Origin of the sequence: Curtobacterium sp. MCBD17_021, assembly GCF_003234525.1 — a bacterium.
Lineage (GTDB): Bacteria > Actinomycetota > Actinomycetes > Actinomycetales > Microbacteriaceae > Curtobacterium.
This window is the reverse complement of sequence record NZ_QKTS01000015.1, coordinates 55,785-80,232: the sequence shown is the minus strand read 5'-3', so window position 1 is coordinate 80,232 and position 24,448 is coordinate 55,785. Positions and strand designations below refer to the sequence as shown.

Genomic DNA, 24,448 nt, shown 5'->3' with positions numbered 1-24,448 from the left:
TCCCCGCACCGTCGGCACCACCCCAGCCGACCCGCACCCGACGGGAGGCTCGTCATCCACCCGTCACGAGCCTCCCGTCCGGCCCCATCCCTGCACCGTCCCCCTCCGACGAAACGGAACCGACATGTCGCAGCAGCACCGCGAGCTCTCCGCGCAGCAGCAGCTCGAGGCCTACGGCTACAAGCAGGAGCTCAAGCGCTCCGTCTCCACCACCGACCTGCTCGTCTACGGGCTCGTCTTCATGGTGCCGATCGCCCCGTGGGCGATCTTCGGCACCGTCTACAACGCCTCCAGCGGCATGGTGCCGCTGGTCTACCTGGTCGGCCTCGTCGCGATGATCTTCACCGCGTTGGCCTACGCGCAGATGGCGAAGTCGATCCCGCTCGCGGGCAGCGTGTTCTCGTACGTCGGCCGTGGCATCCACCCCACCGCCGGGTTCTTCGCCGGCTGGGCGATCCTGCTCGACTACCTGCTCGTCCCGACGCTGCTCTACGTCTTCGCGGCGGAGAGCATGGTCGGCATCTTCCCGGGCACCCCGCGCTGGATGTGGGCGCTCGTGTTCGTCGCGATCAACACGGTCATCAACCTGGCCGGGGTGTCGTCCCTGAAGCTGGCGAACCGCATCTTCCTCCTCATCGAGCTGGTGTTCGTCGTCATCTTCGTCGTCATCGCGATCGTCGCCCTGACCGGCGGCACGGTGCCGGGCGCGTCCTTCAGCACCGACCAGGTGTTCGACCCGGCGAAGGTGTCGGCGCCGCTCATCGCCTCGGCGCTCTCGATCGCGGTGCTGAGCTTCCTCGGCTTCGACGGCATCTCGACGCTCTCCGAGGAGTCCACCGGGCGCCGCGGCGGTGCCGGCCTGGCGATGGTCCTGGCGCTCGTCATCGTCGCGTTCCTGTTCGTCGTGCAGACCTGGCTCGCCAGCGCCCTCGCTGCCGGACGGGACTCGTTCTCGGACAGCGAGGCCGGCAACGCGTTCTTCACGATCGTGGAGCAGGCCTCGTCGAGCGGCTGGGCGACGGCGTTCTTCGCCGTCAACGTCCTGGCCGTCGGCATCGCGAACGCGATGGCCGCGCAGGCCGCACCAGCCGCCTGCTCTTCTCGATGAGCCGCGACCGGCAGCTGCCCGCGTTCCTACACAAGCTCAACGGGCGTCAGGTGCCGCAGAACGCGATCCTGGTCGTGTCGGTGCTCTCCGCGATCCTCGTGCTGTTCTTCGTCGGGCAGATCGACACGATCTCGTCGCTGGTGAACTTCGGTGCCCTGTTCGGCTTCATGCTCCTGCACGTGTCGGTGTTCGTGCACCACATCGTGAAGGGAAAGTCCCGCAACTGGCTGCTGCACCTCGTCGTCCCGCTGATCGGGTTCCTGATCATCGGCTACGTCCTGCTCAACGCCGCGGTCGAGGCGAAGGTCGGCGGCATCATCTGGCTGATCGTCGGCGCGGCCGTGTTCCTGTACTACCGCTCCACGGGACGTTCCACCGAGGTCGGCTCGGAGGAACCGGGCACGCTGGGTGAGGGTGACCCCACCGGCGCCCGGACCGGCAGCGCGACCGCCAGCCCGCTCACGAAGGACGAGGACCACCGATGACCGCGGACCACCACCTCCCGAACACACTCGGCCGCCCCGGGTACGCCGCCGACCGCGAGCCCGTGCTCACCATCGCGCCCGGCACCGGCGAGACGATCGGGTTCGAGACGACCGACGCCGTCTACGCCGAGCTCGACGACCACCACGACATGGCGCAGCTGCAGGCCCCGATCAACCCGGTCACCGGCCCGGTGTACGTCGAGGGCGCGGAGCCGGGCGACACCCTCGCCGTGACGATCCACGACATCGAGCTCACCACCCACGGCTGGTCGGTCTCGCTGCCGGGCTCGGGCGCCCTGCAGCACGTCATGGGCGACCGCGTCTTCACCCGCCGCTGCCCGATCGAGGACGGCGTCGTGCAGGTCACCGACCGGCACGCGTTCCCGGTCCGCCCGATGATCGGCTGCATCGGCACCGCTCCCGCCGACGGCGAGAACTCCACGATCATGCCCGCGTACGCCGAGGGCGGGAACATGGACGTCACCGAGGCCCGCCCCGGCTCGACGGTGTACCTGCCGGTCCGGGTGCCCGGCGCCCTGCTGTCGATCGGCGACATCCACGCGATCATGGCCGAGGGCGAGTCCTCCTTCGTCGCCATCGAGGCGCAGGGCACGGCCGTCGTGTCCGTCGACCTCGTGAAGGGCGTCCCCGGACTCCGTGCCCCGCGGATCGAGACGGCGGACGAGTGGCTGTTCGTCGGGCTCGGCGAGCCGGTGCAGGAGAGCATCCGCCGCGGGTACGAGGACGCGTTCGCGTTCCTGGTCGAGGAGCACGGCTGGTCCGGGGACGACGCCTACGCGGTGCTCAGCGCCGTCGGCGACTCGAAGCTCGGCGGGCCGACCGGATCCGGTGCGCCGGACCCGCTGCACCCGTTCGACGCGGTCGGTGCGGTGACGCTGCACCGGGTGCCGAAGGCGGTGCTGCGGACGACCGGGACGGCGTAACCGCCGTCCGCCGGACGGGAGGCCCGGATCACGTGACCGACGTCGGTCACGCGGTCCGGGCCTCCCGTCCGTGCGCCGCGCTGTCCGCAGTCGAGCCGCCGGTGCGTCCCCGAGGTTCCACGACTCGCCGCACGCGGTCCGTCCCGGTTCCGGAATTCGCGCATTTCGCGGCGCGAAATGCGCGAATTCTGGAACCTCGGGGATCGGGCTCGCGCGCGTTCGCGCCCGTCCCGGACCTCGGGGACGGGGACCGGGCACGTCAGAACGCGTGCGCTCCGAGGAGCGCCCCTGCGGCGTAGGTCGCGGCGAGCGCGAGCGCCCCGCCGAACACCACGCGGAGGGCGGCGCGACCGCGGCGAGCACCACCGAGGGCCGCACCGGTCGTCCCGGTCACGGCGAGGGCGACGAGCACGGCGACGACGGTGACCGCGATCTGGATCGACGTCGGTGCGAGGAGCATCGCGAGGAACGGCAGCGCGGCACCGACGGTGAAGGTCGCGGCCGAGACCCAGGCCGCGCGCCAGGGGCTGACGACCTCTTCCTCGGCGTCGCGGAGGGCGGCGGCGGCGCGGCGGTCCCGGACCTCGGGTCGGACGAGTTCGGCGGCGACGGAGGTCGCGACGTCGTCGGCGACCCCGAGCGCACGGTAGTGGGCGGCGATGGTGACGGCGTCCTCGGACTCGGCCTCGAGCTGGGCCTGGTGGGCGGCCTGCCCGGTGCGCTGGGCATCGCGGGCTCCGCTCACCGACACGTACTCGCCGAGCGCCATCGACACGGCGCCGCCGACGAGTGCTGCGGTGCCGGCGGCGAGGACGGGGCCGGTCGTGGCACCGGCGCCGGCGACCCCGACCAGGACGGCGGCGACGGACACGATGCCGTCGTTCGCGCCGAGGAGTCCGGCGCGCAGCCAGTTGAGCCGGGCGGCGCTGGTGGCGTCGTCGTGCTCGGTGGCGGGGAGCGCGAGGTCAGCTGCGGTCGACATGGGGAGAGCCAAGCACCTGCACGCGGATCACACCAGCAAGGGAAGGCTCCCCTGACCGGGCGTTTCCGCCTCCCGACAGCCCGGTCGCACCGGCAGGCCGGCAGCAGGAGCACGATGGACCCGACCGCACTCCACCGCCGCCGGCATCCCACGAGGAGGACCATGCCCACCGTCCCCGCCCGCACCGACCCCGTCCGCTACGTCGCCATCGGGGACAGCTTCTCCGAGGGGGTCGGCGACGACGGGGACGTCCCCTTCCCCGGGTGGGCCGGTCGGCTGGCCTCCGGGCTCGCGGACAACCTGTCGGGGCCGGTGTCGTACGCGAACCTCGCGATCCGCGGTCGCCTGCTCGCCGGGGTCCTCGACGAACAGGTCGACGCCGCGCTCGCCCTCGACCCGCTGCCGACGCTCATCACGTTGTGCGGTGGTGGGAACGACATGCTCCGTCCGGGCTACGACGTGGACGTGCTGCTCGGCCGACTCGCGACCGCTGCGGACAGGGTGGCCGCGCACGGGGTCCGACTGGCGCTCCTCAGTCCCGCTGACCCCAGCGCCCGGCTGCCGCTCGGGAAGCTCATCAACGCTCGCGGGGACGCCTGGGCGGAGGCGCTGACCGGCTTCGCGCGGGAGCGGGGCCTGCCCTTCGTCGACGTCTCCCGCGACCCGCACCTGCGACGTGCCGAGTTCTGGTCCGAGGACCGGCTGCACATGAACCCGCTCGGGCACCAGCGGGTCGCCGACCTGGCCCTGCACGAGATCGCGGGTGGACCGGCAGCGGCAGTCCCGACCGTCCCGGACGCGGCGCGCACGTCGGTCACCGAGGAGTTGCGCTACTACCGGGACCACGTCGTCCCGTGGGTCCGTCGGCGTGTGACCGGCCGGTCCTCGGGGGACGGTCGGGTCGCGTCCCACGGCGACTGGACGCTCGTGCCGCCCACCGGTCGGCGACACTGATCCAGCAGGACTGCGGCAGGGCAGCTGCGGTCAGACCACGAACGTCCGGGTCGGTCGGCCGCTGAGGGCGTGCGGGAACGGCTCCCCGACCGGGCGGAACCCCGCGCTGCGGTAGAGGCGCACGGCCGTCGCGTTGTCCTCGAGCGCGTGCAGCATGCAGTGGTCGTGTCCGGCGTCCCGTGCAGCGTCGACCGCCGCGACCAGGAGGGCACGGCCGAGACCGCTCCCCTGCGCGGACGGGTGCACCGCCAGCAGGCTGAGGTAGGCGGCGTCCGCCGGTCCCGTTCCGCCGCCGGTGCCCGGCGCGGCCACGAGCGCGAACCCCCGGACGCGGTGCTCGTCGTCCCCGGGGGCGACCACGAGAGCGACCCGTTCGGCTGCGAACTTCTCGGCCGCTCTCGCCCGGACCGCCGGGTCCTCGGGCCGGCCGTCACGCGCGGCGACGGCGGCGGCCCAGAGGTCGATGCACGCGGTGTCCGTGCCGGCGCCCGCCGCCGCGACCCGCACCGCTGCCGTCGACTCGGTCATCGGACCACCCTACGGCCGGGCTCCTGCGTGTGCGGGAGGCCAGGGTAGGGCGTCACGAGGACCACCCGTCACGCGGTGGCCGGCACCCGCACCCGGAACGACGCCCCGCGGTGCTCCTCCGGCAGCCGGTCACCCCGGCCGAGGAGCTTGTGCCGCAGGGACCCTTCCGCGTACCCGTCCGGGTAGGCGTTCCGCGCCCGGAGTTCGGGGACGACGAACTCGATCACGTCCTCCCACGTGCCGGGTGTCACGGCGTACGCCAGGTTGAAGCCGTCGACGTCGGTCTGCTCCTGGATGTCGATGAGCCGCTGCGCGATGGTGGCACCGCTGCCGACCTCGACCGGCCCGAGTCCGCCGATCGCCGTCTGCCGGGCGATGTCGCGGACCGTCCAGCTCGTGCCGTCCTCCCCCGTGGCGGCGGACAGGTTCGCGGCCGCCGACTGGATGGCGTTCGACTCGATGTTGCCGAGCGGCTCGTCCAGGTCGTACTGCGACAGGTCGACGCCCATCCACCCCGAGTTGAGCACGAGCGCGCCCGCCTCGGACGCGTAGGACAGGTAGTCGCGGTACTTCGCCTGCGCGGCCTCGTCGGTCTCGTCCGTGATGACGGTGAGCAGCGTGTAGACCTTGGCGGCGTACCGGTCGCGACCAGCGGCCTCCAGGGCGTCGCGGATCTTCGCCACGGTCGCGGCGAGCTGCGGCAGGGTCGGCGCCCCGACGAAGACGGCCTCGGCGTTCTCGGCGGCGAAGCGGATGCCACGAGGCGACGCACCCGCCTGGTAGATGACGGGCGAGCGCTGCACCGACGGCTCGGACAGGTGGATGCCGGGGACGTCGAAGTGCGCACCGTGGTGCTCGATCGGGTGCACCTTCGAGGGATCCGTGAAGACCCCGGTCTCGCGGTCCTCGACCACGGCGTCGTCCTCCCAGGAGCCCTCCCACAGCTTGTAGAGGACCTCGAGGTACTCGTCGGCGACGTCGTAGCGGTCGTCGTGGCTCAGCTGGTCCGTCTGGCCCATGTTGCGGGCGGCGCTCGGCAGGTACCCGGTGACGACGTTCCAGCCGACCCGGCCCTTCGTCAGGTGGTCGAGCGTGGACATGCGCCGGGCGAACGGGTACGGGTGCTCGTAGGCGGTGCCGGCGGTGATGCCGAAGCCCAGGTGCTCGGTCACCGCGGCCATCGCGGACACGAGCAGGATCGGGTCGTTCACCGGCACCTGCGATCCGGTGCGGAGCGCGGCCTCGTTCGTGCCCCCGTAGACGTCGTAGGTGCCGAGGACGTCGGCGATGAAGATGCCGTCGAACGCCCCGCCCTCGAGGATCTTCGCCAGGTCGGTCCAGTACGACAGGTCGTTGTAGTGCCGGGAACGGTCGCGCGGGTGGCGCCACAGCCCGGAGGACTGGTGGGCGACGCAGTTCATGTCGAACGCGTTGAAGCGGATCTGCCGGGGCTCGCGGTTCGTGGTCACGACGCGACCGTACGTCGGGTGCCGGCGGTGCGTCACGGACGATGACGCCCCGTGACGAACCCCAGCGCGACGACGGTCGCCGCCGGTCGACCCGGGCGCGACGGGGCCGCGCAGTGACGGACGGGAGGCCCGGCCCCCGTCGGCACCGTGCCTCCCGTCCGTCAGCGCGCCGCGACCGCCTGCTGCGCCGCCGTCTCGGCGGCGACCCAGGCGAGCATCCCGCACTTGACCCGCATGACGAACTTCGCGACGCCCTGGAAGGCGACGAGGTCCTCGAGCACGTCCTCGTCCGGCTCCCCGACCCCGCGGGAGCGCATCATCGTGCGGAAGGCCTCGGTCAGGGTCAGGAGCTCCGGCACCGTCCGGCCCACGGCCATGTCGGTGAGCACCGAGGCCGACGCCATCGAGATCGAGCAGCCGTCCCCCTGCCAGGCGACGGCGGCGATGCGGTCGGTACCGGGCTCGAGTCGGAGCCGCACCGTGATCTCGTCGCCGCACGTCGGGTTCCGCTCGAAGTGCTCGGCGTCGGCATCCGGCATCGGACCGTCCCCACGCCGTGCCTTCGCGTGGTCGAGGATCACCTGCTGGTAGAGCCCGTCCAGGCCGTTCACGCGGTCTCCTCCGCCCCGAAGTACCCGCGGATCCCGCCGACCGCGGTCACGAAGCGGTCGACGTCCTCCTCCGTCGTGTAGACGTACGTGCTCGCGCGGCTCGTCGCGGTGAGCCCCAGACGGCGGTGGAGCGGCTGGGCACAGTGGTGGCCGGAGCGGACCGCGATGCCCTGCGCGTCGAGGTACTGCGAGACGTCGTGCGCGTGCACCCCGTCGACGACGAAGGACGCGAGTCCGCTGCGCGGGACACCGGCAGCGGGGCCGACGACGGAGACGCCGGGGACGGTGGCGAGGCCGGTGAGCATCCGCTGCGCGAGGTGTTCCTCGTGCGCCTGCACCCGGTCCATGCCGATGCGCTCGAGGTAGCGGACGGCCTCGGCGAGCGCGACGGCCTGGGAGACCGGCTGCGTGCCGGCCTCGAACCGCTCGGGGGCCGGCATGAAGTCGGTGTGCTCCATCGTCACCGTGGTGATCATCGAGCCGCCGGTGCGGAAGGGCGGCAGTGCGTCGAGCAGGTCCTGACGACCCCAGAGCACGCCGATCCCGTTCGGGCCGAGCATCTTGTGCCCGGAGAACGCGGCGAAGTCGACGTCGAGCGCGCGCACGTCGAGGGGCCGGTGCGGTGCGGACTGGCAGGCGTCGAGCACGACGAGGGCGCCGACGGCGTGGGCGGCCGCGACCACCTCGGCGACGGGGGCGATCATGCCCGTGACGTTCGACACGTGTGCGATCGCGACGACGCGGGTGTGTTCGGTGACGAGCGTGACGGCGTCCTCGGCGCTCCAACACCCGGCGTCGTCGACCGGCACCCAGCGCAGCGTCGCACCGGTGGCGGCGGCGAGCTCCTGCCAGGGCACGAGGTTCGCGTGGTGCTCGGCCTCGGTCACCAGGACCTCGTCCCCCGGGCCGATGCGGAAGCGACCCGCCTCGTGGCCGGCCCGCCCGGCGCTGGCGTTGCGGATGCCGTAGGCGACGAGGTTGAGGGCGTCGGTGGCGTTGGCGGTCCAGACGACCTCGGACGGGCTCGCGGCACCGATGAAGCGGGCGACGGTCGCGCGGGCGTCCTCGTAGGCGTCGGTGCTCACCGCGGCCAGGGTGTGCGCGCCGCGGTGCACGGCCGCGTTGTCCTGCTCGAGGAAGCGCCGTTCGGCGTCGAGGACCTGCACGGGCCGCTCGGCCGTCGCGCCGGAGTCCAGGTACGCCAGCGGCTGCCCGTTCACCTCCTGCTGGAGGATCGGGAAGTCCGCGCGGATGCCGAGGACCTCGTCCTCGGTGAGCGGTCCGACGGAGTCGTCCATCGACGCTGGTGCAATGATCGTCACGGTGCTGGCCCTCCTGTACGTCTCCGGGAGACAACCCGTCAATGGTGGTCGTTCTTCCCGGTGTCGTCCAGTCGGGCCGGCACCGCGCGGGGGCTACTCGTTCCCGACGCGCTTGTCGGCCTGCTCGCGGGCGGAGTCGATCTTGTCGTCGTACTTGCCGCCGGTCGCCTTCTTCACGGCGTCGGCGACCCCCTCGAACACCTTGTCGCTGACGCCTTCGGCCTTCTCGCTCTTCAGCGCGTCCTGCACCTTGCCGTTCTGCAGCAGCGCCTGGGCCTTCTTCGTGATGTCGTCGAACCCTGCCATGACCGGCTCCTCGTGTCTCGGGCGGGACCTCGTGCCCCGCGTCCTGGCGCCGATGCTAACCAGCGCGCGACACCTCGGTCCGGGCCGTCCACCGGATGCCCAGCAGCGGGCGGGTCGACGGCAGTGCGGTCGGGCGGCTCACGCCATCTGCGCGCTCCGCCGGCGCGCCAGGACGTACCCGACCGCGACGGCTCCGCTGACCGCCAGCAGCGAAGGGATGAGGATGTCCGTGCCCTCCTGCGTGAACTCGACGACGAGCACGAGGGCCGTGAACGGCGCACGCATCGTCGTGGCCAGGAACGCGGCCGCGCCGACGAACGCGAAGGCCGCCAGGCTGCCGCCGTCGGTCGGCCAGAGGAGCATCCAGGCCGCCCCGAGGAAGCCGCCGAGCGCCGATCCGACCGCGATCGAGGGGGTGAGCGTGCCACCGACGGCGCCGGCGCCGATCGTCGCAGCGGTCGTCACGGTCTTCAACAGTCCGAGGACGAGGAGTGCGAGCAGGGGTGCCATCCCGAGCAGCGTCGGCCCGTCGAGGTCGGCGTTCATCGCGGCGAGGCCGAGCGCGCGACCGTTGCCCATGACCTCCGGGAAGGGGATCGCGACGAGGCCGACGAGCGCGAAGACCACGGGCAGCACGACGAGCAGCTTCCAGCCGGTCGGGGCGACGGCCTGCAACCGGTTGGTGGCCTTGACGAACCCGACGCCGGCGAACCCGAGCAGCGGTCCGACGACGACCGCCCAGACGAGCAGCGACGGCGAGAGGTGCATCGCGGGCACGTGGTACAGCACCTCGTCCGGGATCACGAGCCGGGCGACGAAGGCTGCGACGGCACTCGTGACGAACGCCGGCAACGCGGTCGCCAGCGTGAGTTCGCCGAGCAGCACCTCGACCGCGAACAGCGCACCGCCGAGCGGGACGTCGTAGACCGCCGCGAGGCCGGCGGCAGCACCACAGGCCACCAGGACCTTCGTCTGGCGCGCTGTCAACCCGGCGCGCACGGTGAGCAGCTGGGCGAACCAGGCGCCGAGTTCGCGCGGCGCGACCTCCTTCCCGATCGAGGCGCCGAGCCCGACCGCCAGGATCTGCACGCCGGCGTTGGCGAGGGTGACCAGGGACGGCATCCGCTTGCCCGCGACCGCGGCCGGGACGCCGACGACCGGGCGACCCCAGCGACGGATCGCCCACCATGCGAGGGCGGTCAGGACGCCGGCGGCCAGGACCGCGAGGAACCGGTTCGGCGCCGACGGGGCGTCCGCCGCCTCACGGTGCCCGCCGAAGGCGTACCCGAAGGCGACGAGCTGGATGAGCTGGAGCGCGAGCCACACGGCGATCCCGGCGACCCCGCCGGCGACACCGACGAGCCCCGTGACCACGGCGAGTTTGAGCACCCAGACCGGGGTGGCGTGACCGTTGTGTGGCATGTCGGCAAGCGTAGTGGGAGCGCTCCGCAGGACGGGCCGGGAGGCCCGGCACACGTCCGGTGGGTCGGCGCTGGTCGCGCCGGTGGTGGTCCGGGCCTCCCGTCCTCAGAACCAGCGCTTGACCTTGAAGACCGCGTAGAGGACCGCGGCGAACAGGATCATCAGCACGATCGACAGCGGGTAGCCCCACGTCCAGGACAGCTCCGGCATGTGCTCGAAGTTCATCCCGTAGATCGCGGCGATGAGCGTCGGCGCGAACAGGATCGCCGCCCACCCGGAGATCCGCTTCGTGTCGTCGTTCTGCTTCTGCGCCGCCAGGGTCGAGTCGACCGTCAGCGCGTTCTGCAGCAGCTGCCGGAAGGTGTCCAGCCGTTCGACGACACGGATGACGTGGTCGAGCACGTCCCGGAACCGGCGCTGGAGCTCGACGGGCAGGTGGTACTTCTCGGCCCCGCGGTGCAGGTCCTCGATCATCCGGATGAGCGGCCGGGCGGCACGCTGGAAGTCGACCACCTCGCCGAACAGCTCGTAGACACGGCGGGAGACCCCGGCCTCGCCCGAGAAGAGCTGCCCCTCGATCTGGTTGATGTCCTCCTCGAGCCCGTCGATGACCGGTCGGTAGTCGTCGACGATCGAGTCCATGAGCGCCCAGAGCTGCGCCTGTGGCCCGGCCGTGACGAGGCCGGGCTTGCCGCTCATCCGCTGCAGCGCCCGCGGCACCGACCGACCGCCCCGCGGGTCGGCCTGCACGACGGCCAGGAAGAAGTCGTCGCCGACGAAGGCGTGCACCTCCCCGAACTCGACCTCCTCGGCGGCGTCCCGGTAGACGGCGGGCTTGAGCACCGCGAACAGCGTCGAGCCGTACCGTTCGAGCTTCGGTCGCTGGTGTCCCTCGGCGGAGTCCTCGACCGCGAGCTCGTGGAGGCCGAGGGCGACCGCGACGTCGCCGAGCTCCTCGGCGTCGGGTCGGTCGAGCACGATGCAGGCCGAGGCGCCGTGCTCCTCGAGCATCCGGAAGCTGTCGTCGAGCGAGGGACTCGCCGTCGGGGCGATGCGGTCCACGTACACGGTGTTGAGCTCGACGGTCACGGCCCCACCGTACGCACCCTGAGCGACGGCTGCGCGGTGCTGAGCGGGAGGGCGTACCGTCCGGTTCATCAGCATGCTGAGGAAAGGTGGAGGCGATGCGGTGGATGCGGAAGGTCGTGATCGCGGTGAGCGCGGTCATCGCCGTGGTGGGCTCGTACATCGGGTCGGGCGCGGCGGGCGGTACCCCCATCGCCGAGGCGGCGGGAGGTGCGCTCTCGGCGTCGTCGACGGCGATCGCTCCCGGCGGTCCGGCGTTCGGCATCTGGAGCGTCGTCTACCTCGGGCTCATCGCCTTCGCCGTCTGGCAGTTCCTCCCCCGTCGGGACGACCAGGCGCGCCACGACCGCCTCGCCGTGCCCGCGACGCTGTCCCTGCTGCTCAACGCGGCGTGGATCCTGTCCGTGCAGTTCGGGCTCCTCTGGCTGAGCGAGCCGATCATCCTCGCGCTGCTCGGTGTCCTGGCATGGGCCTTCGTGGTGCTCCGCCGCACCACGCCGTCCGGTCGCATCGAGGCGGTCGTGACGGACGGCACCTTCGGGTTGTACCTGGGCTGGGTCTGCGTCGCGACGGCGGCGAACACGGCGGCGGTCCTGACGGCAGCGGGCTTCCGCGGCTTCGACCTCGGCCAGGACGTCTGGGGCGCGGTGGTCACGACGGTCGCCGGCGCGGTCGGGGTCCTCGTCGCCGTGGCAGGGCGCGGGCGGATCACCCCCACACTGTCACTCGGCTGGGGTCTGGCGTGGGTCGCGGTGGCCCGCCTGGACGGCCCGCTCGTCTCGGCGCCCACGGCGGTCGCCGCACTCGTCGCCACCGCCGTGGTGGCCATCGTGACCCTCGTGGTCCGTGCCCGCGCGGGCTGGACCGCCGAGCCCGCCGCCCTCCGCACCGCGTAGCCGCGCGCGCCGACCCGGGGTCGGCAGCCGGGGTCGGATCGGGGCCGGGCTCAGCGCCGCGTGACCACCATCCCGTGCGCTGCGGCGACGGCCTCGTTCGTCACGCTCCCGGCGTGCACGTTGAGCCCGCGGGCGAGCGCCGGATCGGCCTCGAGTGCGCGCTCCCACCCCTGGTCCGCGATCGCCACGGCGTACGGCAGCGTCGCGTTCGTCAGCGCGATCGTGCTCGTCCGCGGCACCGCGCCGGGCATGTTGGCGACGCAGTAGTAGACGGCGTCGTGCACGGCGAACGTCGGGTCGTCGTGGGTGGTCGGCCGCGAGCCCTCGAAGCACCCGCCCTGGTCGATGGCGATGTCGACGAGGACCGATCCGGCACGCATGCCCGCGACCATCGCGTCGGTCACGAGCTTCGGCGCCGAAGCCCCCGGGATGAGCACGGACCCGATGACCAGGTCCGCGTCGGCCACTGCGGCGGCGATCGCGAGCGGGTTCGACCGGAGCGTGGTCACGCGCCCGTCGAACCGTGCGTCGAGGGCCCGGAGGCGCGGCAGGCTGATGTCGAAGACGGTCACCTCGGCGCCCATGCCGAGGGCGATGGTCGCGGCGTGCTCGCCGGCGACACCGCCTCCGATCACCACGACCCGGCCCTTCGGCGTGCCGGGCACCCCGCCCAGCAGGAGTCCACGCCCGCCGTTCGCACGCATGAGGTGGTGCGCGCCGACCTGCGCGGACAGCCGCCCGGCGATCTCGGACATCGGGGACAGCAACGGCAGCGACCGGTCCGGCAGCTGCACGGTCTCGTACGCGATCGCGGTCGCTCCGGACTCGGCGAGCGCCGAGGTCAGCGGGCGGTCCGCCGCCAGGTGCAGGTAGGTGAACAGGACCTGTCCCGCACGCAGGAGCGGGTACTCGGCGGTCACGGGCTCCTTCACCTTGAGCACCATCTCGGCGTCCCAGGCCGACCCGGCGTCCGCGACGATCACTGCGCCGGCGGCGGCGTACTCGTCGTCGGAGAACGCCGAGCCCGTCCCGGCGCCGGACTGCACGAGCACCTCGTGCCCGTGCATCGTCAGCTCGGCGACGCCGGCCGGGGTCGCGGCGACGCGGAACTCGTTGTTCTTGGTCTCGGTGGGGACGCCGATGCGCATGACGGACTCCTTCGTGGGCAGGTGCACGGTCACCGCCCATTTAGCCGCTCGTTCGCGTCTGCCGCCCGCAGACCGAAGGATCACCCGCCTGGTGCCGGTTCGGTGCCACGGGGTTCGGATCCCACCGGTGGAGGAGCGCTCCCACCGAACATCGCGGGGGGCGCCGCCCGTCGTGCACATCGAGCCTGACGGCGACTCAGCGCCGGGTGCGCGTCCGCAGGGTGTCGCTCGGCAGTTCCCCGAACCGGGACCGGTACGCGGCGGAGAACCGCCCGAGGTGGCCGAACCCCCATCCCCTTGCGATGTCCGCCACCGAGGTCTCGTCACGCTCGGCCCGTCGCAGGTCCTCGAGCGCCCCGTCGAGCCGGACGGAGCGCAGCAGTTCGCCCGGCGTCAGGTCCAGGTGTCGGCGGAGGGACTGCTGCAGGCCGCGCGGGCTGAGACCCGCGGCCGCCGCGATCTCCGGCGTGCCGATCGGTTCGCGGGCGTGGGCGTGCACGTAGTCGAGCGCACGACGGAGCCGCTGGTGTTCCGGCCCGGAGCCGGTGACCGCCGCCCGCCAGGTGCTGCGCCGGGGGAACGCCCGGAGCGCCGCGTTCGCGAAGGACTCGGCGATGTCCCGACGGGCAGCGGCCGACAACGGTGTCTCCACCTGGAGCCAGGTCGGCGAGTGCCGCCGGACGGTGTCCTGCCACAGCCGCATGCCGTCGGCGTCCGGCCGCTCGAGGGGCTCGAACGAGAACGTGTCGTCACCGACCAGGCTCGTGACGAACGAGCGGTCGAGGTGCACGAGGTTGAGCCCGATGTCCCGGTGGTGCAGGTCGTAGGTCTCCGACGGCAGGACCACCGGGACGCCCCGCTCGAGGTCGACGGAGCGCCCGTTGAACGTGATCGTGCTGCTGCCGCTCCGGAGCCACGCGACGATGAAGTCGTCCGACTGGCTCTGGCTGCGCAGGTCCACTCCGAAGCGTGAGGTGCGCAGGGACATCCGCTCGTCGGTGACGCCGGCGAAGTCCCACTGGGTGTCGGCGTGGGTGCGCCGGATGAGCGGTGCCTTGAGGTCGTAGTCCGAGGTGAAGAACGCCATGGCGTGGTCGATGTCGGTGCCCGCCAGTCGCCGGTACGACCGGGTGTCGGCACGCTCGACGCCGACGGGCGGAGCGGACACGGCGGGACCGGCATCGGGAGTGAGCACCATGCTCCGACCGTACGCGACGCCTCCGACATCCACCCCCGAAGGCCCACCCCAGATCCGGGGGCCCCCGGCCGCCGCCGGTCAGTTCTGCAGGATCGCCTGCCCCACGCTCTCGTCGAGGATGAGGTCCGTCACGAGCCCGGCAGCCAGCGCGCCGCGGAGCGAGGCGGCCTTCCCCCGTCCGGCGACGACGCAGATCCGGCGCGGTGCACGCTTGACCGTGTCGAGGTCCGGCGCCCCGGCCCGGGCGTTCACGCCGATGTCCTTCCACGACCCGTCGGCCCGGTAGAACACGGTCGAGACGTCACCGACCACGCCGGCCTCGCGCAGCTCCTCCTGGTCGGCGGGGTCCAGGTAGCCCCCGGAGTACACGTGCGACGGCACCGGTGCCTGCGGGGCGCCGACGCCGAACACGACGAGGTCCATCCGCTCGTGCAGGTCGAGGACGCGCCGGATCGAGCGCTCGCGGAACAGCGCGGCCTTGGTGGCCGGGTCGTCGAAGAACGCCGGCACCGGGAACTGCTGCACGAGGGCGCCGTACGCCTCACCGAAGCGCCGGAGGATCTCCGACGCGTAGACGATGCCCGTGGTCCGCGTGTTCGCGGCGCCGTTCACCTGGACGACGGTGGAGCCGTGCGTGGTCTTCGGCACGAGGTACCGGCTGACGGCGCTGACGGTCGAGCCCCACGAGATGCCGATGACCATGTTCGATTCGATGTACTGCGTGAGGATCCGCGCGGCGGACAGTGCGACCCGCTCGAGGCGGTCGACGTCGCTCGTGTGGTCGGGCACCGGCACGACGTGCGCGTGCACGCCGAAGCGCGCGCGGATGCTCCGGCTGAGCGCGGCGGCCTGGTCGAGGGGCGAGCGGATCTGGATGTCGACGAGCCCGGTGTCCCGCGCGTACTTGAGCAGACGGGACACCGAGGACCGGGAGGTCCCGAGCTCGTCGGCGATGGCGTCCATCGTGAGGTCCTGCAGGTAGTAGAGGTGCGCGGCCCGCAGGGCCTGCTGGGTGCGCACGGGCTGGGCGGCGTCGCTCATGGAACCGAGCATGCACGGACGTGCACCGCCTCTGCAACCTCGTCCGGGCTTCCTGTCCGCCGTGACGCGCCACCGACAGCAGGCGCGACAACCGTTCTGCACGTCCGTGCACGGAAGTTGCCCACACGTTCCGACGAGCGCACGATCGATGGAGTACCAACGAACCGACCCCAGAAAGCGATGCGAACGACCATGTCGAAGAAGACGCAGCCCAGGAACACGGTCACCGCCCTCACCGGACGCCCGAACGCACAGGTCCTCATCGTCGGTGGCGGGATCAACGGCATCGCCACCTTCCGTGACCTCGCCCTGCAGGGCGTCGACGTCGCCCTCGTCGAGCGCGGCGACTACGCCTCCGGCGCCTCGGCCGCGTCGAGCCACATGATCCACGGCGGCATCCGCTACCTCGAGAACGGCGAGTTCCGCCTGGTGCGCGAGAGCGTGCAGGAGCGCAACGGCCTCATCCGCATCGCCCCGCACTACGTCAAGCCGCTGCAGACGACGATGCCGATCTTCTCCACCTTCTCCGGCATCATGAACGCCCCGCTGCGCATGCTGACGCACAAGCAGCGCTCCACGAAGGAGCGCGGCGCCATGCTCATCAAGATCGGCATGACGATCTACGACTCCTTCTCGCGCGACGGCGGCTCGGTTCCGAAGCACGTCTTCCGCACGAAGAAGGCCGCGCTCGAGGACATGCCGGCCCTCAACCGCGACCTCAAGTACACGGGCACCTACTACGACGCCTCGGTGCACGAGCCGGAGCGCCTGGCCCTCGACGTCCTCAAGGACGGCCTGGCCGCCAGCACCGGCACCGGTGCCGACGCGACCGCCCGTGCGACCAACTACGTCGAGGCCGCCGGCAGCCGTGACGGAGGCGTCCTGCTCCGCGACCGCGAGACCGGCGAGGAGTTCGTGTTCACCGCGGACGTCGTCGTGAACGCCTCCGGCCCCTGGACCGACCTCACCAACGAGGCGTTCGGCGGCGAGACGAAGTACATGGGCGGCACCAAGGGCTCGCACATCGTCGTCGACAACCCCGAGCTGCTCGAGGCGACGAAGGGCCGCGAGCTGTTCTTCGAGAACAACGACGGCCGCATCGTGCTCATCTACCCGCTCAAGGGCCGGGTCCTGATCGGCACGACCGACATCGACGCCGACCCGTCCGAGCCGGCGGTCTGCACCGAGGAAGAGGTGGACTACTTCTTCGGCCTCGTGAAGCACGTCTTCCCGCAGATCGAGCTGAACCGCGACCACATCGTCTACCGCTACTCCGGCATCCGTCCGCTCCCCCGCCACGAGGACACCGCCCCCGGGTTCGTGTCGCGTGACTACCGCATCGTCGACACCCCGATCACCGGCCTGCCGGAGACCACGGTCCTGTCGCTCGTCGGTGGCAAGTGGACGACGTTCCGCGCCCTCGCCGCACACCTGTCGACCGACATCACGACCAAGCTCGGCATCACCCGCAAGGTCGACACGACCGGCATGCCGATCGGTGGTGGCAAGGACTTCCCGACCACCGACGGGCAGCGTGCGCTGTGGATCAAGTCGCACCGTGACGGCCTCGCGTCCGAGACGGTCGACCGCCTGCTCGACCGCTACGGCACCCGTGCCGCCGAGGTCGTCGACGCGCTGGTCACCGGACCGGTCGAGCCGCTCGAGTCCGACGCGACGCTCACCCGCGCCGAGGTCCGGTACTTCGCCGACCACGAGCACGCCGTCCACCTGGCCGACGTGGTGCTCCGCCGCACGAACCTCGCGTTCGTCGGTGGCGTCACGATCGACCTGCTCGACGAGCTCGCCGACGTCATGGCGGAGACCCTCGACTGGACGACCGAGGAGCGCGCCGACGAGGTGCAGCGCACACTCGACGTCCTCCGCGAGTCGCACGGCGTCATCGTGCCGCTGACGTCCGCGTCGCAGCTCGCCTGACCCCTTCCGCAACACGCGACGAGGGCGGCCCCACGCGACGACACGTCGTCGCGTGGGGCCGCCCTCGTCGCGTTCCCTGGAGCCCGGTCCCGTCAGAACCGCTCGCCCGTCGGGTCCTGCGCGCCGAGGTCGGCGAGGTCGTCGCCGCCGATCGGCTCGCCGGCCCAGTCCACCAGGCGCCAGCCGTCCTCGGTGGAACCCTCGAGCTCGACGACGCCGGTGTTCTCGAGGTGCCGGTTCCGGCCGAGGTCGTCCGGCACGTTCTGCGCGGTCACCGCGGCCCAGATCCGGATCGCGGCCCCGTGGCTGAACGCGGCGGCCACCTCGGCACCGGTCGCCTCGATCTGCCGCACGGCGTCGTCGTAGCGGCCGAAGAAGGCGTGCCCGTCCTCGGCGCCCGGCATCCGTTCGTCCCGGTCGCCCGCGGCCCACGCGTACGCCGCCGCCAGGTAGCTCTGGACCGACACCGTGTCGCGCTTGCCCTGCAGGTCGCCGGCCTCGATCTCGCGCAGGCCCGGCAGCACCACGGGCTCGAGGTCGAGCGCCCGCGCGAGCGGAGCCGCGGTGATCTGCGTCCGCACCATGGTGGAGGCGAAGAGCCGCTCGATGCCCCGGTCCCCCAGTGCGCGGGGCAGCGCGTCGGCCTGCGCCTGCCCGAGGTCGGTCAGGCCGGGCCCGGGCACCTCGGCGTCGAGCAGGCCGGTCACGTTGGCGGGGGTCTGTCCGTGGCGGACGAGCAGGAGTCGCATGGCCTCACCCTACGGACCACCCCCGGGGTCAGCCCTGCCGGGTGTTCCAGCGCGGGTCCTTCTTGTTGATGACGTAGACGCGGCCGCGACGCCGGACCACCTGCGAGCCGGGGATCTTCTTGAGCGCCTTGAGCGAGTTGCGGACCTTCATCCGGACCTCCTTGTTGAGAACGGTTTTCATGTACCGTACTGCACATGCCCGTCGCCCCGATCACCCTCGTCTCCGCACTCCACGACGTCGACGCCGCCCGCATCGCGGCGCGCCTGTCCGACGGCCACCGGTTGCACGCCCCGGGCAGCGCGCTGGCCGCGGCCCGCACGATCGCGGACCGGGCGGAGCGCCTCGGTGACGTCTGCGGCCCCGGTGCCCGACACTCGCTGGTCGTCACCATGCCGGTCGGTACCGATGCGCGGGCCGTCGGCATGATGCTCGCGAACGCGGCCCGGGCCGAGACCGGCGACGACCGGGTGCTCCGGCACGTGGTGTCCGTCCTGCGTGCCGGCGAGGTCGAGCACCTGCTCTGGTCCGGCGTCGACGACGCGTTCGTCGCCGGGGAGCGGCTCGCGGCGCTGGTCGAGTACGCGACCGTCATCGTGCTGGACCGCACCGAGCGGCTACCGCCCGCGCGCCGACGCGCCCTCGTCGCGCTGGTGCACCGGTGCGCACCGCAGGCCGTGGTCCTCGCCGACGCCCGGGTGCGGACCGCCGAGGACCTGCCGGCCTCGAACGGTGGGGCGGCACGGGTACTGGCGGGTGGAGCCGGGTGGATGCGCGCCCTGTCGAGCGGCGCGGACGAGGTCCGGCCACGCACGCTCGACGGACTCGTCTCCTTCCGGTACCGGGACCCGCTGCCGTTCCACCCGGCCCGGCTCGCCGACGTCGTCGAACACGACCTGGCCGCCGGACCGGCCGGCCGGGTGCTCCGGTCCCGTGGCTTCTTCCGTCTCGCCTCCCGACCCGACCACGTCGGCTCCTGGTCGAGCGTCGGCGCGATGCTCGCCCTCGACCCGACCGCGAACCCGTCCTGGGACGAGGACGCCCCGATCGGGCAGGCACTGTGGTTCATCGGCGAGGACCTGGACGTCGAGCGCGTCACACGAGCCCTCGACGGAGCGCTCATCACCCCGACCGAGCTGCTGGCGGGCCCGGACCTCTGGCGCTCCTGGGCCGACCCGTTCCCGGTCTGGCCGGCGCTCGACCGCGAGTGACGAGCGCCACCCGTCCACCCGACGGCTCGATCGCCGGTCCGCCCGACAGCTCCACGGCATCGGTCGCCGGGCCGCCCGAGCGGTCCCGGGCTGCTACGGTCTCGCCGTGGCGATCGAACCGGACACGAAGAACTGGACCTGGGTCATCGAGTCGGCGTGCCCGGACTGCGGCTTCGACGGCAGCAGGGTGACGATCCGGGACGTGCCGGCGGTCATCGACGCGAACTCGGACGGGTGGCCCGAGCAACTCCGCCGACCCGACGTGCGGGAGCGCCCGGACGACGCGACGTGGTCAGCACTGGAGTACGGCGCGCACGTCCGTGACGTCCACCGGAAGATGACGGAGCGCCTCGAGCTGATGCTCGCCGAGGACGACCCGCTCTTCCCGAACTGGGACCAGGACGCGACCGCCGTCGATGAACGGTACGGCGAGCAGGACCCCGCGACGGTCGCCGAGGAGCTGCAGGCCGCCGCACGTCGGGCAGCGCACGCGTTCACCGCCGTCCGCGACGACCAGCTCGACCGCACCGGACGCCGCTCCGACGGCAGTGGCTTCACGGTCGCGACGCTCGCGGTCTACTACGCCCACGATCCGGTCCACCACCTGTGGGACGTGCAGCACGCTCGCTGAGTGATCCGGGCCTCCCGGCCGGTCAGCGGGTCGAAGGCGTTCGTCAGGCCAGCGCGTCGAGCAGCGCCCGAGCGGTCGCCGCGTCGGTGACCAGCTCGTTCACGAGGCGGCCCCGCACCGCACTGATGATGCTCGGGACCTTGACCGCGCCGACGGCCACGCCGACCGCGTGCGGCACCGCGGCGAGGACCGGACGAGAGGTCCGCACCATCCGCTCGCTGCCGGGGAACTCGATGGCCTCGCCGTCGGGACCGGTGAAGTTCAGGCAGACGTCGCCCGTCGCCCGGTCGAACACGGCGTCGTCGACGGGCAGGCCGCGGGCCATCGCGTCCCGGGTCACGACCGGCGCGCCGATCCCGAGGATCGCACCCTTCGCCCGCCCCCAGAGGCCGACGACGTGCTGGAACGCGGGGTCCTCGTCCAGGGAGGCCCGGAGCGCCTCCGACGGGAGTGCCTGCGCGAACAGGAAGGCCGGGATCGCCCCGGAACGCTCCGCGGCCGCGCGGGTGATCTCGTTGGTCTGGAACCACTGGTTCGGGTCGGCCTGGCCGCCCACGGTGGGGACGAGCTGCACGCCGGGCATCGGGGGCATCGCGCCGTGCGCGATGGCGTGCACCGTGCTGCCCGACGACATGAGGACGGCGTCGCCCGGCACGAGTCCCATCGCCTCGACCGCGGCGGCGACCGGTTCGGCGAGGTCGACGCCCAGGGTCGCCCCGTGCGTCACGGCGGTGACGTACACGGCCTGCAGCCCGAGCACCACACGCAACCGCTCGGCCAGGGCGACGGTCTCGTCCTGGAACGGGTCGACGACCTCGATCCGGACGAGACCGGCGCGTCGGGCCTCGGACACCAGGCGGCTCACGGTCGGGCGGGAGACGCCGAGCCTCGACGCGATCTCACTCTGGGTGGCGTCCTCGAGGTAGTACATCCGAGCCGCCTGGTACACGGTGTCGAGCGGGAAGCGCGAGCGACCGGCGTCCGGTGCGGCCACGGCATGCTCGGGCGGGACGCTGCCCGCCCGTGCGGTGCCGGACGACGCGTCGCCGCGAGCGGTGTCGGCGGGCGTCATGTCGTCGGACATGGAGTCGCCGGCAGGTGTCGGGCCGGACGGGGCTGGGACGGACATCGAGCGCGGGCCTCCCGGGGTGACGTCGTCGGGCGGACGCCGGGACGACACCGCGATCGTAGCGTCGGGCGCCCTACCGGATCGTGAACCCCCCGTCCACCCGGAGGTCCGCACCGTTCACCATCGCGGCCGACTCCCCGGCGAGGAACAGCACCGCCGCCGCGATCTCGTCCGGCGTCGCGAACCGACCGGTCGGGATCTCGTCCTGGTGGCGGAGCCCGGCCTCGTTCGCCCACGCCGAGCGGCCGAGCGCGGTGAGCACGACCGTCGGCGACACGGTGTTGACGGTCACGCCACGGCGCCCCCACTCGAGCGCGAGCACCCGGGTGAGCCCGAGGACCCCGGCCTTCGACGCGCAGTAGGCGGCGTGTCCGTCGATGCCGACGTGCGCGGCCTGTGACGCGATGGTCACGACACGACCGTGGCCCGCGGCCAGCATGTGGCGACCGACCGCCTGCGTGACGCGGTGGGTGCCGGTGAGGTTCACCGCGAGCGTCCGGGCCCAGGCGTCGGCACCGAGTTCCTCGGCCGGTGCGAGCGCGACGATGCCCGCGCAGTTGACCAGGACGTCGATGCGGCCGGTGGCGTCGACGACCTCGGCGACCGCCCGCTCGACCGAGTCCTGGTCGGTGACGTCGCACGCGGTGCCGAGGTGCCCGCAGCCGGCGAGTGCGTCGGCGGCAGCGGTCGAGGCGTCGGCGCGGACGTCGAGCACGGCGACCCGGGCCCCGCGGTCGGCGAGGGCGTGCGCGACCGCGGCGCCGATGCCGGACGCGGCGCCGGTGACCACCGCGACGCGACCGGAGAACGGGTTGCCGTGGTCGAGGCGTTCCGGTCCGGGGCGGAGTGCGGCGGCGAACTCCTCCGTCGTGGTGGATGGGTGGTGGTTCGGAGACGTGGGCATGGATGGGTAACATACCCGATGTCAGATACTCCAGCGATCGAGAGAGCCCCTGCGCGCCGCGACGCCACCTGACCCGTTCCGTTCCACCCATCCGTCTCTCGAGGAGGACCACACATGACCACCATCTGCGACGACGCCGACGAGTTCGCCGAGGACCAGCTCGCCGGTTGGCTCGCCCTGTACGCCGACCGCGTCCGCGGTGTCACCGGCGGTGTCGTGACCCTGCCGACGGCCGAGGCCGATCCGCAGGTCGCCGTCGTCGTCGGCGGAGGTTCGGGCCACTACCCCGCGTTCAGCGGCCTGGTCGGACCAGGACTCGCCACCGGTGCCGTCGTCGGCAACGTCTTCACCTCACCGTCAGCCGCCCAGGTGTACTCGGTCGCGAAGGCTGCCGACCAGGGCCGCGGGGTCGTCCTGTCCTTCGGCAACTACGCCGGCGACACGATGAACTTCGGGATCGCGGCCGAACGGCTCCGTGCGGCCGGCATCGACACCCGGATCGTGGTGGTCACCGACGACGTCGCCTCGGCGGACGAGGTCGAGCGGCGTCGGGGCATCGCGGGCGACTTCGCCGTCTGCAAGGCCATGGGCGCCGTGGCGGCCGAGGGCGCCTCCCTCGACGAGGTCGAGCGCATCGGGAACCGCGCGAACGAGCGCACCCGGACCATCGGCGTCGCCTTCTCCGGCTGCACCATGCCGGGAGCCGAGCGCCCGCTGTTCACCGTGCCGGACGGGCACCTCGGTCTCGGTCTCGGCATCCACGGCGAGCCCGGCATCCGGGACGTCCCGCTCCTGCCGGCACGGGCGCTCGCCGAGCTGCTCGTCGACCGTCTGCTCACCGAGCGCCCGACGGGTGCCGGGGTCGGCGGGCGGGTTGCCCCCGTCCTCAACGGGCTCGGGGACACGAAGTACGAAGAGCTCTTCCTGCTCTGGGGCCGGATCGCACCGCTCCTCGAACGGGCCGGTCTCGACGTCGTCCAGCCCGAGGTCGGCGAACTCGTCACCAGCCTCGACATGGGCGGGTGCTCCCTCACCCTGCAGTGGCTCGACGACGAGCTCGAGCGACTCTGGCGCGCGGACGCGTACGCCCCGGCCTACCGCAAGGTGGCCGCGCCCGTCGCGGCCCTCGTCCCCGCGGCCGCCGTGACGGAGGCGGCGGCCATCGCGACCGTCGTGCCGGACGCCACCCCGGCCTCCCGGCTGGCCGCCGACACGGTCCGGGTGTCCGTGGCCGCGGTGGACCGGCTGCTCCGCGACCAGGAACTCGAGCTCGGCCGCATCGACGCCGTCGCCGGTGACGGCGACCACGGCCGCGGGATGGTGAAGGGCGTCGGCGCGGCCCGACGGGCAGTCGAGCGCACGGACGCGTCAGCGGGCGTCGGGTTCCTGCTCGGCCGTGCCGGCGAGGCCTGGGCGGCGGAGGCCGGCGGTACCTCGGGTGTGCTCTGGGGCGCCGCGCTCGAGGCGTTCGGCGCGTCGCTCGGCGACGACGTCGACGAGGTCACCCCGCCGCTGGTGGTCGAGGCCACGCGGGCGTTCGCGGACGCCATCGTCCGACTCGGGCGGGCGCAGCGCGGTGACAAGACCCTGCTCGACGCCCTGCTGCCGTTCGTCGACGCACTCGACGCCGCGGTGGCCGAGGGCACCCCGCTCGCCGAGGCCTGGACCACCGCAGCCCGCGCCGCACGGGCCGGAGCGGCGGCGACGGCCGCACTCACCCCGCGTGTCGGTCGCGCCCGCCCCCTGGCCGCGAAGAGCATCGGCACCCCAGACGCCGGGGCGGTCTCGATGGCGATGGTCCTGACCCGCCTCGGCGAGGTCCTGACCCGTCCCGCCCGGGTCCACCCCGACCGGGCGGCCGAGTCCGACACCACCACCACCACCACCGAGGCCGCTCCCGCGGTCCGCTCCGAAGGAGTCCACGCATGAGCTTCCGCATCGTCATCGGGTCCGACGACGCCGGCCACACCCTGAAGGAGGTCCTCCGCGCCGACCTCGCCGTCGACCCCCGCGTCCGGGACCTCGTCGACGTCGGGGTCGACGCCGACGGCCACACTCCCTACCCGCACGTCGCCGTCGAGGCTGCCCGGCTCGTCGCCTCCGGGTCCGCCGACCGGGCGCTGCTCGTCTGCGGGACCGGCCTCGGCGTGGCGATCAGCGCGAACAAGGTCCCCGGCATCCGGGCCGTCACCGCACACGACCCCTTCAGCGTCGAGCGCTCCGTACTGTCCAACGACGCGCAGGTGCTGTGCCTCGGGCAGCGGGTGATCGGCATCGAGCTCGCTCGTCGTCTGGTTCGCGAGTGGCTCGGGTACAGCTTCGACCCGACGTCGTCGAGCGCCGAGAAGGTCGACGTGATCCGGTCGTACGAGCGCCCGACGGCGTGATCCG

The 24,448-nt window shown here is 72.6% G+C and carries 25 protein-coding genes; 10 read left to right on the top strand and 15 right to left on the bottom strand.

Translation table 11 applies throughout. From position 1 onward, the window contains the following. The first annotated feature begins 124 nt into the window (after nt 1–124). The 3 genes from DEI83_RS13340 to DEI83_RS13335 are packed head-to-tail and all read left to right on the top strand — an operon-like array spanning nt 125 to nt 2,537. Complete coding sequence (locus DEI83_RS13340) at nt 125–1,108, top strand: APC family permease (protein ID WP_258371211.1); 984 nt, start codon at nt 125–127, stop codon at nt 1,106–1,108. Further along, nucleotides 1,105–1,593, top strand: coding sequence for an APC family permease (locus DEI83_RS16265; protein WP_258371210.1), 489 nt, complete (start codon nt 1,105–1,107; stop codon nt 1,591–1,593). The genes DEI83_RS13340 and DEI83_RS16265 overlap by 4 nt, the downstream gene beginning before the upstream one ends. Further along, nucleotides 1,590–2,537 carry an acetamidase/formamidase family protein gene (locus tag DEI83_RS13335; RefSeq protein WP_111082430.1) on the top strand — a complete coding sequence of 316 codons (948 nt, stop codon included), beginning with the start codon at nt 1,590–1,592 and terminating at the stop codon, nt 2,535–2,537. The genes DEI83_RS16265 and DEI83_RS13335 overlap by 4 nt, the downstream gene beginning before the upstream one ends. A gap of 259 nt (nt 2,538–2,796) precedes the next feature. On the opposite strand, the gene DEI83_RS13330 is transcribed toward DEI83_RS13335, so the two are convergent. Further along, the gene (locus DEI83_RS13330) at nt 2,797–3,519 is read right to left on the bottom strand and encodes a VIT1/CCC1 transporter family protein (protein ID WP_111082429.1); all 723 of its coding nucleotides are present in this window, start codon (nt 3,517–3,519) and stop codon (nt 2,797–2,799) included. Between the two features lie 162 nt (nt 3,520–3,681). Here DEI83_RS13330 and DEI83_RS13325 point away from each other — a divergent pair, with 162 nt between their 5' ends. Then, the gene (locus DEI83_RS13325) at nt 3,682–4,473 is read left to right on the top strand and encodes an SGNH/GDSL hydrolase family protein (protein WP_111082428.1); all 792 of its coding nucleotides are present in this window, start codon (nt 3,682–3,684) and stop codon (nt 4,471–4,473) included. 30 nt (nt 4,474–4,503) lie between these two features. Here DEI83_RS13325 and DEI83_RS13320 read toward each other — a convergent pair whose 3' ends face one another. The 7 genes from DEI83_RS13320 to DEI83_RS13290 form a co-directional block, all read right to left on the bottom strand. Continuing rightward, complete coding sequence (locus DEI83_RS13320) at nt 4,504–5,001, bottom strand: N-acetyltransferase (protein WP_111082427.1); 498 nt, start codon at nt 4,999–5,001, stop codon at nt 4,504–4,506. A gap of 68 nt (nt 5,002–5,069) precedes the next feature. Further along, a complete protein-coding gene (locus DEI83_RS13315) occupies nt 5,070–6,470 on the bottom strand; it encodes an LLM class flavin-dependent oxidoreductase (RefSeq protein WP_258371209.1) in 1,401 nt (466 codons plus the stop codon). A gap of 161 nt (nt 6,471–6,631) precedes the next feature. Continuing rightward, nucleotides 6,632–7,081 (bottom strand): Fe-S cluster assembly sulfur transfer protein SufU, encoded by a 450-nt coding sequence (gene sufU / locus DEI83_RS13310; RefSeq protein WP_111082426.1) that lies wholly within the window; start codon nt 7,079–7,081, stop codon nt 6,632–6,634. Further along, on the bottom strand, nt 7,078–8,379 hold the full coding sequence (locus tag DEI83_RS13305) for a SufS family cysteine desulfurase (protein ID WP_111082425.1): 1,302 nt from the start codon (nt 8,377–8,379) through the stop codon (nt 7,078–7,080). The genes sufU and DEI83_RS13305 overlap by 4 nt, the downstream gene beginning before the upstream one ends. Nucleotides 8,380–8,496: 117 nt before the next feature. Next, nucleotides 8,497–8,709 carry an antitoxin gene (locus DEI83_RS13300; protein WP_111082424.1) on the bottom strand — a complete coding sequence of 71 codons (213 nt, stop codon included), beginning with the start codon at nt 8,707–8,709 and terminating at the stop codon, nt 8,497–8,499. Nucleotides 8,710–8,847: 138 nt separating this feature from the next. Further along, nucleotides 8,848–10,131 (bottom strand): chloride channel protein, encoded by a 1,284-nt coding sequence (locus DEI83_RS13295; protein ID WP_111082423.1) that lies wholly within the window; start codon nt 10,129–10,131, stop codon nt 8,848–8,850. Between the two features lie 105 nt (nt 10,132–10,236). After that, nucleotides 10,237–11,220, bottom strand: a complete 984-nt coding sequence (locus DEI83_RS13290) for a magnesium and cobalt transport protein CorA (RefSeq protein WP_258371208.1) — start codon at nt 11,218–11,220, stop codon at nt 10,237–10,239. Between the two features lie 95 nt (nt 11,221–11,315). Between DEI83_RS13290 and DEI83_RS13285 the strand changes: the two genes are divergently transcribed. Continuing rightward, entirely contained in the window at nt 11,316–12,113 is a 798-nt protein-coding gene (locus DEI83_RS13285) for a tryptophan-rich sensory protein (RefSeq protein ID WP_111082439.1), read from the top strand. A 50-nt stretch (nt 12,114–12,163) separates the two neighbouring features. On the opposite strand, the gene ald is transcribed toward DEI83_RS13285, so the two are convergent. The 3 genes from ald to DEI83_RS13270 form a co-directional block, all read right to left on the bottom strand. After that, nucleotides 12,164–13,261, bottom strand: a complete 1,098-nt coding sequence (gene ald / locus DEI83_RS13280) for an alanine dehydrogenase (protein WP_111082438.1) — start codon at nt 13,259–13,261, stop codon at nt 12,164–12,166. A 196-nt stretch (nt 13,262–13,457) separates the two neighbouring features. Continuing rightward, nucleotides 13,458–14,459, bottom strand: a complete 1,002-nt coding sequence (locus tag DEI83_RS16355; RefSeq protein ID WP_146243344.1) for an AraC family transcriptional regulator — start codon at nt 14,457–14,459, stop codon at nt 13,458–13,460. 78 nt (nt 14,460–14,537) lie between these two features. Beyond that, complete coding sequence (locus DEI83_RS13270) at nt 14,538–15,500, bottom strand: sugar-binding transcriptional regulator (RefSeq protein WP_111082437.1); 963 nt, start codon at nt 15,498–15,500, stop codon at nt 14,538–14,540. Between the two features lie 192 nt (nt 15,501–15,692). Here DEI83_RS13270 and DEI83_RS13265 point away from each other — a divergent pair, with 192 nt between their 5' ends. Next, nucleotides 15,693–17,435 carry a glycerol-3-phosphate dehydrogenase/oxidase gene (locus tag DEI83_RS13265; RefSeq protein WP_181431226.1) on the top strand — a complete coding sequence of 581 codons (1,743 nt, stop codon included), beginning with the start codon at nt 15,693–15,695 and terminating at the stop codon, nt 17,433–17,435. Between the two features lie 92 nt (nt 17,436–17,527). Here the strand turns inward: DEI83_RS13265 and DEI83_RS13260 are convergent, their stop codons facing one another. After that, nucleotides 17,528–18,184, bottom strand: coding sequence for a histidine phosphatase family protein (locus DEI83_RS13260; protein WP_111082419.1), 657 nt, complete (start codon nt 18,182–18,184; stop codon nt 17,528–17,530). Nucleotides 18,185–18,212: 28 nt separating this feature from the next. Then, nucleotides 18,213–18,335, bottom strand: a complete 123-nt coding sequence (gene ykgO / locus DEI83_RS13255) for a type B 50S ribosomal protein L36 (protein WP_056224971.1) — start codon at nt 18,333–18,335, stop codon at nt 18,213–18,215. Between the two features lie 44 nt (nt 18,336–18,379). On the opposite strand from ykgO, the gene DEI83_RS13250 reads away from it, so the two are divergent. Together DEI83_RS13250 and DEI83_RS13245 are read left to right on the top strand one after the other, a co-directional pair. Beyond that, nucleotides 18,380–19,393 carry a GTP-binding protein gene (locus DEI83_RS13250; RefSeq protein ID WP_111082418.1) on the top strand — a complete coding sequence of 338 codons (1,014 nt, stop codon included), beginning with the start codon at nt 18,380–18,382 and terminating at the stop codon, nt 19,391–19,393. A gap of 106 nt (nt 19,394–19,499) precedes the next feature. Next, nucleotides 19,500–20,024, top strand: a complete 525-nt coding sequence (locus tag DEI83_RS13245; RefSeq protein WP_111082417.1) for a DinB family protein — start codon at nt 19,500–19,502, stop codon at nt 20,022–20,024. A gap of 43 nt (nt 20,025–20,067) precedes the next feature. On the opposite strand, the gene DEI83_RS13240 is transcribed toward DEI83_RS13245, so the two are convergent. Then, on the bottom strand, nt 20,068–21,108 hold the full coding sequence (locus DEI83_RS13240) for a sugar-binding domain-containing protein (RefSeq protein ID WP_220036801.1): 1,041 nt from the start codon (nt 21,106–21,108) through the stop codon (nt 20,068–20,070). A 118-nt stretch (nt 21,109–21,226) separates the two neighbouring features. Beyond that, the gene (locus tag DEI83_RS13235; RefSeq protein WP_111082416.1) at nt 21,227–22,057 is read right to left on the bottom strand and encodes a GolD/DthD family dehydrogenase; all 831 of its coding nucleotides are present in this window, start codon (nt 22,055–22,057) and stop codon (nt 21,227–21,229) included. Between the two features lie 114 nt (nt 22,058–22,171). Here DEI83_RS13235 and DEI83_RS13230 point away from each other — a divergent pair, with 114 nt between their 5' ends. Further along, nucleotides 22,172–23,986: a dihydroxyacetone kinase family protein gene (locus DEI83_RS13230; protein ID WP_111082415.1), complete on the top strand. Its 1,815-nt coding sequence runs from the start codon at nt 22,172–22,174 to the stop codon at nt 23,984–23,986. Next, nucleotides 23,983–24,444 (top strand): ribose-5-phosphate isomerase, encoded by a 462-nt coding sequence (locus DEI83_RS13225; RefSeq protein ID WP_111082414.1) that lies wholly within the window; start codon nt 23,983–23,985, stop codon nt 24,442–24,444. Before DEI83_RS13230 ends, DEI83_RS13225 begins: the two co-directional genes overlap by 4 nt. Nucleotides 24,445–24,448 lie beyond the last annotated feature (4 nt).

Excerpts from the sequence above, each read along its gene's own strand:
- DEI83_RS13340 (WP_258371211.1), top strand. The coding sequence starts at position 125 with ATGTCGCAGCAGCACCGCGAGCTCTCCGCGCAGCAGCAGCTCGAGGCC.
- DEI83_RS16265 (WP_258371210.1), top strand. The coding sequence starts at position 1,105 with ATGAGCCGCGACCGGCAGCTGCCCGCGTTCCTACACAAGCTCAACGGG.
- DEI83_RS13335 (WP_111082430.1), top strand. The coding sequence starts at position 1,590 with ATGACCGCGGACCACCACCTCCCGAACACACTCGGCCGCCCCGGGTAC.
- DEI83_RS13330 (WP_111082429.1), bottom strand. The coding sequence starts at position 3,519 with ATGTCGACCGCAGCTGACCTCGCGCTCCCCGCCACCGAGCACGACGAC.
- DEI83_RS13325 (WP_111082428.1), top strand. The coding sequence starts at position 3,682 with ATGCCCACCGTCCCCGCCCGCACCGACCCCGTCCGCTACGTCGCCATC.
- DEI83_RS13320 (WP_111082427.1), bottom strand. The coding sequence starts at position 5,001 with ATGACCGAGTCGACGGCAGCGGTGCGGGTCGCGGCGGCGGGCGCCGGC.
- DEI83_RS13305 (WP_111082425.1), bottom strand. The coding sequence starts at position 8,379 with ATGGACGACTCCGTCGGACCGCTCACCGAGGACGAGGTCCTCGGCATC.
- DEI83_RS13300 (WP_111082424.1), bottom strand. The coding sequence starts at position 8,709 with ATGGCAGGGTTCGACGACATCACGAAGAAGGCCCAGGCGCTGCTGCAG.
- DEI83_RS13295 (WP_111082423.1), bottom strand. The coding sequence starts at position 10,131 with ATGCCACACAACGGTCACGCCACCCCGGTCTGGGTGCTCAAACTCGCC.
- DEI83_RS13285 (WP_111082439.1), top strand. The coding sequence starts at position 11,316 with ATGCGGTGGATGCGGAAGGTCGTGATCGCGGTGAGCGCGGTCATCGCC.
- ald (WP_111082438.1), bottom strand. The coding sequence starts at position 13,261 with ATGCGCATCGGCGTCCCCACCGAGACCAAGAACAACGAGTTCCGCGTC.
- DEI83_RS16355 (WP_146243344.1), bottom strand. The coding sequence starts at position 14,459 with ATGGTGCTCACTCCCGATGCCGGTCCCGCCGTGTCCGCTCCGCCCGTC.
- DEI83_RS13270 (WP_111082437.1), bottom strand. The coding sequence starts at position 15,500 with ATGAGCGACGCCGCCCAGCCCGTGCGCACCCAGCAGGCCCTGCGGGCC.
- DEI83_RS13265 (WP_181431226.1), top strand. The coding sequence starts at position 15,693 with ATGTCGAAGAAGACGCAGCCCAGGAACACGGTCACCGCCCTCACCGGA.
- DEI83_RS13260 (WP_111082419.1), bottom strand. The coding sequence starts at position 18,184 with ATGCGACTCCTGCTCGTCCGCCACGGACAGACCCCCGCCAACGTGACC.
- ykgO (WP_056224971.1), bottom strand. The coding sequence starts at position 18,335 with ATGAAGGTCCGCAACTCGCTCAAGGCGCTCAAGAAGATCCCCGGCTCG.
- DEI83_RS13250 (WP_111082418.1), top strand. The coding sequence starts at position 18,380 with ATGCCCGTCGCCCCGATCACCCTCGTCTCCGCACTCCACGACGTCGAC.
- DEI83_RS13240 (WP_220036801.1), bottom strand. The coding sequence starts at position 21,108 with ATGTCCGACGACATGACGCCCGCCGACACCGCTCGCGGCGACGCGTCG.
- DEI83_RS13235 (WP_111082416.1), bottom strand. The coding sequence starts at position 22,057 with ATGCCCACGTCTCCGAACCACCACCCATCCACCACGACGGAGGAGTTC.
- DEI83_RS13230 (WP_111082415.1), top strand. The coding sequence starts at position 22,172 with ATGACCACCATCTGCGACGACGCCGACGAGTTCGCCGAGGACCAGCTC.
- DEI83_RS13225 (WP_111082414.1), top strand. The coding sequence starts at position 23,983 with ATGAGCTTCCGCATCGTCATCGGGTCCGACGACGCCGGCCACACCCTG.